Here is a 6,000-nt window from a genome sequence, read left to right as displayed (position 1 = left end):
CGCTCGGCCCCCGGCGCGTCACGCGGGGCGCGCGGCGCGTGCTAGCCCCCGCCGCGGCCGTCGTCGGGTCGCCGCCCGCCGCTGGGGTGGCGCGCCCCGCGCGCGGCGCCCCGCGCTGGCGTCGCTCAGCGTTCGTCGATGGTCACGTCGACGGTGTAGTCGCGGGCGCGGTAGCAGTGGTCCCCGTACTCGACCGCCACCCCCGACGCGTCGAAGGCGCTGCGCGTCATCGTGAGCACCGGCTCGCTCGACTTCAGCGCCAGATGCCGCCGCTCGAACGCGGTCGGCGTACGCGCGCCGATCTCCTGATGGGCGACCACCGCCCGGATGCCGCGGGCCCGCAGCAACGCGTAGAGGCCCTTCGCCTCCAGCTCCTCCGGGGTCAGCCCGGACGCCCGCGGCGGCAGCCAGTTGCGCAGGATCGCCAGCGGCTGCCCTGCGGTCAGGCGCAGCCGCACGATGTGCAGCAGGTCGGTGTCGGCCGGCAGGTCGAGCTCAGCGGCGATCGTCTCGTCGCGCACCACCTCGTGCCCGAGCAGCTCGGTGCTGGGCCGGCCGGCGGCCCGGTCGAGGTCCTCGAAGAGGCTCGTCAGCCCGGCCCGCCGGTGCACCTTGCGGTTGGCGACCGTGGTGCCCAGCCCGCGCCGGCGCAGCAGGAGGCCCTGGCCGACCAGCTCCTGGATCGCCCGGCGGACGGTCGGTCGGGACAGGTCGAGGCGCTCGGCGAGGGCTATCTCGTTCTCGAACTGGTCGCCGGGCTGGAGGCGACCGTCGTCGATCGCCGAGCGCAGCTGCTCGGCGAGCTGATGGTAGAGGGGCACGGGCGACGAACGGTCGATCGTCACGCCCACCTGCAGCGCCATGGGCGCACTTTACCGTCTCGCACCGGGTTGACGTTATGTAAAAATGTTGGAACAAACACTTGACGTGATATTTACGTACGTGCACGCTACCCCCAGCCCGCCTGGTCGGTGCCCGCCCCTGCGCCGCACACCGTCTGTGACGCCTTGAAAGCGGTCCGCGTCGCCGAGACCCGCCAGGTCGCCCTGGGCGGGATCAGGGCGGATAATCCCCGACCGACCGACATACCCGCCCCGACGCCGCGGCGGGGAGGAGAGAGGCAGAACCAGATGACGCACAGATTCCGGATGTCCTTGCTCGCGGCCGGGTCCGCGGCCGTGCTCGCCCTGGCGGCGTGCAGCTCCAGCGGCGGCAAGCAGACCGAGGACGAGCCCGCGAACGCCGGCGCCGCCACCACCCCGCGGATGACGATCGCGTTCATCACGCACTCGGGCCCCGGCGACACGTTCTGGGACCTGGTCCGCAAGGGCGCCGAGGACGCGGCGAAGAAGGATAACGTGGACCTGCAGTACCAGGCGGACCCCGACGGTCCCGGCCAGGCCAACCTCGTGCAATCCGCGGTCGACAAGAAGGTCGACGGCATCGCCGTGACGCTGGCCAAGCCCGACGCGATGAAGGCCAACGTGACCAAGGCCGTCCAGGCCGGCGTCCCGGTCGTCGCGCTCAACGGCGGCATCGACGCCTGGCAGAGCATGGGCGTGCTCAACTACTTCGGCCAGGACGAGCGGATCGCCGGCCGCGCCGCCGGCCAGAAGCTCACCACCGAGGGCGCGAAGAAGGCGCTCTGCGTCATCCACGAGCAGGGCAACGTCGGGCTCGACGCGCGCTGCGACGGCGCCAAGGAGACGTTCCCCAACATCGAGAAGATCTACGTCACGGGTACGGACATGCCCGGCGTCCAGGCCGCGATCACCTCGAAGCTCCAGCAGGACAAGGCCATCGACCGCGTGCTGACCCTCGGGGCGCCGTTCGCGATGGCGTCCGTGCAGTCGGTCAAGGACGCCGCCAGCCAGGCGAAGATCTCGACGTTCGACACCAACAAGGAGCTCGTCGGCGCCATCAAGAGCGGCCAGGTCACGTGGGCCGTCGACCAGCAGCCGTACCTGCAGGGCTACCTCGCCGTCGACAGCCTCTGGCTCTACAAGACCAACGGCAACACCATCGGCGGCGGGCAGGCGACGCTGACCGGCCCGGCGTTCATCGACAGTGGCAACGTGTCGGCGGTCGAGCAGTACGCCAACAACGGCAAGCGATGACAACGATTACGGAGCTGGCGGCCCGGGACGACCGGGTCGCCAGCCGGCCGTTCCTCGCCCGGCTGCTGAGCCGCCCCGAGGTCGGGTCGCTGGTCGCCGCGGTCGTCATCTTCCTGCTCTTCATGGCTGTCGCGGAGCCGTTCCGCAACGTGGCCAACATCGGGACGATCCTCTATGGAGCGTCCACGATCGGCATCATGGCGGTGCCGGTGGCGCTGCTGATGATCGGCGGCGAGTTCGACCTGTCGGCCGGCGTCGCCGTGACCACCGCGGGCCTGTCCGGCTCGCTGCTCGCCTGGAACTTCGGCCTCAACGTCTGGGTCGGCGTGCTCTTCTCGCTGGTCCTCGCGGTCGCGATCGGCGCGTTCAACGGCTGGCTGCTGCTGCGCACCGGGCTGCCCAGCTTTCTCGTCACGCTGGGCACGTTCTTCATCCTGCAGGGCGTCAACCTCGGCGTGACCCGGTTGGCGACCGGCAACGTGGCCAGCGCGGGCATCAACGACATGTCCGGGTTTTCGAGTGCGCAGGCCGTCTTCGGCTCCGAGGTGTCGATCGGCCCGGTGAACCTGAAGATCACCGTGCTCTACTGGATCCTGCTGACGGTCGTCGGCGCGTACGTGCTGCTGCGTACCCGGATCGGGAACTGGATCTTCGCGGTCGGCGGTGACGCGGCCGCGGCCCGCGCGGTCGGCGTGCCCGTGCGCGCGACGAAGGTCGGCCTGTTCATGGCTGCCGGCTTCTGCGCGTGGCTGTCCGGCATGCACCTGCTGTTCCAGTTCAACACCGTGCAGTCGGGTGAGGGCGTCGGCAAGGAGTTCATCTTCATCATCGCCGCGGTCATCGGCGGCTGCCTGCTCACCGGCGGCTACGGATCCGTCGTCGGCGCGTCGATCGGCGCGCTCATCTTCGGCATGACGCAGCTCGGCATCAACTACGCCGGCTGGAACCCGGACTGGTTCCGCACGTTTCTCGGCGTGATGCTGTTGCTGGCGACGATCGTGAACCTGTACGTGAAGAGACGGGCGGACCTGCGATGAGCATTCTTTCGCTGGAGAACGTCGGGAAGAGCTACGGCAACGTCCACGCGTTGCGGGACGTCTCGCTGTCCGTGCGGCAGGGCGAGGTCACCTGCGTGCTGGGCGACAACGGCGCCGGCAAGTCCACATTGATCAAGATCGTTTCGGGGCTGCATCCGCACACGTCCGGGTCGCTGTTGCTCGACGGATCGCCGGTCTCGTTCGGGTCGCCGCGCGACGCGCAGTCGCAAGGCATCGCTACCGTCTACCAGGACCTGGCCCTGGCGCCGCTGATGTCGGTGTGGCGCAACTTCTTCCTCGGCAACGAGCTGCGCAAGGGCTTCCTGCGTACGCTCGACATCGCGTCGATGAAGCGGATCTGCGCCGAGGAGCTGTCGAAGATGGGGATCGTCATCCCCGACCTCGACCGGCCGGTGGCGAGCCTGTCGGGCGGGCAGCGGCAGTGCGTGGCGATCGCGCGGGCCATCTACTTCGGAGCGCGGGTCATCATCCTCGACGAGCCGACGGCGGCGTTGGGCGTCAAGCAGTCCGGGGTGGTGCTGCGCTATGTGGTCAAGGCGCGCGACGCCGGCCTCGGGGTCATCTTCATCACCCACAACCCGCACCACGCCTACCTGGTCGGCAACCACTTCGTGATCCTGAAGCTGGGCCGGGTCGTGCTCGACGCCCACCGCGACGAGCTGACGCTCGACCAGTTGGCCGCGGAGATGGCGGGCGGCGACGAGTTGGCAGAGCTGAGCCACGAGCTGCGCGGCGCGGATCCCGCGAAGGTGGTCTCGCCGTCCGTTGTGGAGCGCGGGTCGGTCGAGGCGCCCGGGTCGTGACGGCGGTGCTGCGGGTCGGTGTGGTCGGCGTCGGTGTGATGGGCGCCGACCACGCTTCGCGGCTGGCGACGCGGGTTCGCGGGGCGTCGCTGGTGGCGGTGTCCGATGCGGACCCTGCCCGGGCTTCGGCGGTGGCTGCCCGGTTCCCCGGCGTTGCGGTGTTCGCGTCGCCGCTGTCGCTCATAGCGTCGTCCGACGTGGACGCGGTGGTGATCGCCTCGCCTCCCGCGGCGCACGAGTCGCAGGTGCTGGCGTGTATGGCCGCGGGGAAGTACGTGCTGTGCGAGAAGCCGCTGACGGACTCGTCCACATCGGCCCGGCGGTTGCTCGAGGCCGCGCGGGACCTGCCCCGGCCGCTGGTGCAGGTGGGCTTCATGCGGCGCTTCGACCCGTCGTACACGCGGCTGCATGGTCTGTTGCCATCCCTGGGCCGGCTTCTGCTGCTGCACAACGTGCACCGCAACGTGTCGGCGCCGGCGTCGTTCGGCTCCGAGATGATCGTGCGGGACTCGCTGGTGCACGAGGTCGACGTGTGCCGGTGGCTGTTCGGTTCCGAGATTCTTGCGGTCAGCGTGCTCGCGCCGGCGTCGTCCTCTCTTGCTCCAGCCGGCGTCCGCGACCCGCTGGTGGCCGTGTTCCGGATGGCGTCCGGCGGCATGGCGACGACCGAGGTGTTCATCAACAGCCAGGTCGGCTACGAGGTGCGCTGCGAGGCGGTGGGGGAGACGGGCAGTGCCTTCGTCGAGGCGCCGCGTCCGCTGCCGCCGGACTTCGTCGCGCGCTTCGCCACCGCGTACGACGTCGAGGTTCAGGCATGGGTTTCGGCGTGTTTGCGGGGATCTGTGGACGGTCCCGGCCTGTGGGACGGTTACGCGGCCACCACGGCGAGTGAAGCTGGCGTACGGTCTTTGCAGAACGGCGGCGAGCCGGTCGCCGTGGAGACCTTCACGTGAGGTGGCGATGGACTCGCCGACGCAGGCTTTCCTAGCTGATCTGTACGCCGACGGCGTACACCATGACGCGGCGCAACAGGATCGGTTGCTGCGCCGCCGCAACCTAGAGCCGGACACCGCCGCGCTGCTGGCTCAGCTCGTCCGGATCGCCGGCGCCCGCCGCGTGGTCGAGATCGGCACGTCCAACGGCTACTCGACGATCTGGCTCGCGCTGGCGGCCCGCGACATCGGCGGGCGGGTGGTCTCGGTCGACACCCAGGAATGGCCGTCGCTGCGCACGAACCTGCGCCGGGCGGGCGTCTCGGTCGACCTCCGCCTGCTCGAGGGCGGCTCGTACCTGGAGTCACTCCCGTCGGGCAGCGTCGACCTGCTCTTCCTGGACGCGGAACGCACGGAGTACGCGTCGTGGTGGCCCCACCCGGTCCGGGTGCTGCGCCCGGGGGGAGTGCTGGCGGTCGACAACGTCCTCTCCCACGCGGCCGAGGTTTCTGATTTTCTGGCCCTGGTCGCCGCGGACCCACGCTGCCGCTCCGCGACGATCCCGGTGGGCAAGGGCTTGTTTCTTACGTGGGCTGGTCACTGAGCGCGGCGGTGACGTCGAGCTCGACCAGTTGGCCGGGGAACCCGAGCCCGGAGACACCGACGAGAGTGCTGGCGGTGGTGAAGGCTGCTTTTAGCGGGGAGTCGAGCAGCCGCCGCCACACGTCGCCCAAGCTCTTGTCGGCATCATCGGTGACGTAGATGACGGTCCGCACGACGTGGTCCGGGGTGGCATCGACGGCGGCGAGGGCTCGCAGGGTGTTGGCCACAACTTGATCGACCTGCCCGAGGACGTCCCCTGGCGCGACGACCTCGCCGTCTGCGCCGAGGGGACACTGCCCCGCGAGGTAGGCGGTCCTGCCCGCGCTCTCCACGACGGTGACATGGTGGTAGCCGGGCGTAACGTGAAGCCCGTCCGGGTTCAGCCTGCTGATGGTCATGAACAGGAGTGTCGGACGGTGCCGGGGTGACACGCGACCGGTTTTGCCCCCCGAGCTACCGCCCCCAACCTGTCGTGTACAGTTAGCGC

7 protein-coding genes are annotated in these 6,000 nt (G+C 69.8%); 5 read left to right on the top strand and 2 right to left on the bottom strand.

Annotated features, from left to right (window positions below; all coding sequences use genetic code 11):
* Positions 1-125: 125 nt before the first annotated feature.
* Positions 126-863, bottom strand: a complete 738-nt coding sequence (locus Asi02nite_RS36415; protein ID WP_239127532.1) for a GntR family transcriptional regulator — start codon at positions 861-863, stop codon at positions 126-128.
* 267 nt (positions 864-1,130) lie between these two features.
* On the opposite strand from Asi02nite_RS36415, the gene Asi02nite_RS36410 reads away from it, so the two are divergent.
* Genes Asi02nite_RS36410 through Asi02nite_RS36390 form a run of 5 tightly spaced genes read left to right on the top strand, consistent with a single transcriptional unit; the run spans position 1,131 to position 5,514 of the window.
* Positions 1,131-2,117 (top strand): sugar ABC transporter substrate-binding protein, encoded by a 987-nt coding sequence (locus Asi02nite_RS36410; protein WP_239127531.1) that lies wholly within the window; start codon positions 1,131-1,133, stop codon positions 2,115-2,117.
* On the top strand, positions 2,114-3,154 hold the full coding sequence (locus tag Asi02nite_RS36405) for an ABC transporter permease (protein ID WP_203718597.1): 1,041 nt from the start codon (positions 2,114-2,116) through the stop codon (positions 3,152-3,154). Before Asi02nite_RS36410 ends, Asi02nite_RS36405 begins: the two co-directional genes overlap by 4 nt.
* Positions 3,151-3,978: an ATP-binding cassette domain-containing protein gene (locus tag Asi02nite_RS36400; protein WP_203718596.1), complete on the top strand. Its 828-nt coding sequence runs from the start codon at positions 3,151-3,153 to the stop codon at positions 3,976-3,978. Before Asi02nite_RS36405 ends, Asi02nite_RS36400 begins: the two co-directional genes overlap by 4 nt.
* Positions 3,975-4,931, top strand: a complete 957-nt coding sequence (locus tag Asi02nite_RS36395) for a Gfo/Idh/MocA family protein (RefSeq protein ID WP_203718595.1) — start codon at positions 3,975-3,977, stop codon at positions 4,929-4,931. Before Asi02nite_RS36400 ends, Asi02nite_RS36395 begins: the two co-directional genes overlap by 4 nt.
* Positions 4,932-4,938: 7 nt before the next feature.
* The gene (locus tag Asi02nite_RS36390) at positions 4,939-5,514 is read left to right on the top strand and encodes an O-methyltransferase (protein WP_203718594.1); all 576 of its coding nucleotides are present in this window, start codon (positions 4,939-4,941) and stop codon (positions 5,512-5,514) included.
* On the opposite strand, the gene Asi02nite_RS36385 is transcribed toward Asi02nite_RS36390, so the two are convergent.
* Complete coding sequence (locus tag Asi02nite_RS36385; RefSeq protein WP_203718593.1) at positions 5,495-5,911, bottom strand: RidA family protein; 417 nt, start codon at positions 5,909-5,911, stop codon at positions 5,495-5,497. The two genes, Asi02nite_RS36390 and Asi02nite_RS36385, sit on opposite strands and share 20 nt — an antisense overlap.
* Positions 5,912-6,000: the final 89 nt, after the last annotated feature.

Origin of the sequence: Asanoa siamensis, from assembly GCF_016862555.1 — a bacterium.
GTDB lineage: Bacteria > Actinomycetota > Actinomycetes > Mycobacteriales > Micromonosporaceae > Asanoa > Asanoa siamensis.
This window is presented reverse-complemented; position numbering and strand designations above follow the sequence as displayed.

Bases quoted from the DNA above. Each gene is read 5' to 3' on its own strand.
- Asi02nite_RS36415 (WP_239127532.1), bottom strand. From the start codon at position 863: ATGGCGCTGCAGGTGGGCGTGACGATCGACCGTTCGTCGCCCGTGCCC.
- Asi02nite_RS36390 (WP_203718594.1), top strand. From the start codon at position 4,939: ATGGACTCGCCGACGCAGGCTTTCCTAGCTGATCTGTACGCCGACGGC.
- Asi02nite_RS36400 (WP_203718596.1), top strand. From the start codon at position 3,151: ATGAGCATTCTTTCGCTGGAGAACGTCGGGAAGAGCTACGGCAACGTC.
- Asi02nite_RS36385 (WP_203718593.1), bottom strand. From the start codon at position 5,911: ATGACCATCAGCAGGCTGAACCCGGACGGGCTTCACGTTACGCCCGGC.
- Asi02nite_RS36405 (WP_203718597.1), top strand. From the start codon at position 2,114: ATGACAACGATTACGGAGCTGGCGGCCCGGGACGACCGGGTCGCCAGC.
- Asi02nite_RS36410 (WP_239127531.1), top strand. From the start codon at position 1,131: ATGACGCACAGATTCCGGATGTCCTTGCTCGCGGCCGGGTCCGCGGCC.